We start from the raw sequence: 237 nt of genomic DNA, 5'->3' as shown, positions 1-237 counted from the left end.
CGGGGCTGTTGCTGGAAATCGGCCTCGAGGAGCTGCGCCTCGGCTTCGAGGAAACCCGCGAATACCTCGAGCGCAGCGGTCTCTATCTGGACGAGCCCTGCCTGAAGGCGCTCTATGGCCAGACCGAAGGCTGGGTGGTGGGCGTGCATCTCGTCAGCCTGTGGCTGCGCCAGCAACCGCAGGTGCAGGAAATGGCCCTGCTCGACGGCGACAAGCAGGCGGTCAGCGCCTATCTGC

At 65.8% G+C, this 237-nt stretch carries 1 protein-coding gene; it reads left to right on the top strand.

The window, feature by feature from the left end; all coding sequences use genetic code 11:
* A partial coding sequence (locus tag HMPREF0072_RS11705) for a hypothetical protein (RefSeq protein WP_155811921.1) occupies positions 1-237 on the top strand: 237 nt, incomplete at both ends.

Origin of the sequence: Anaerococcus lactolyticus ATCC 51172 (assembly GCF_000156575.1) — a bacterium.
GTDB classification, from domain to species: domain Bacteria; phylum Bacillota; class Clostridia; order Tissierellales; family Peptoniphilaceae; genus Anaerococcus; species Anaerococcus lactolyticus.
This window is presented reverse-complemented; position numbering and strand designations above follow the sequence as displayed.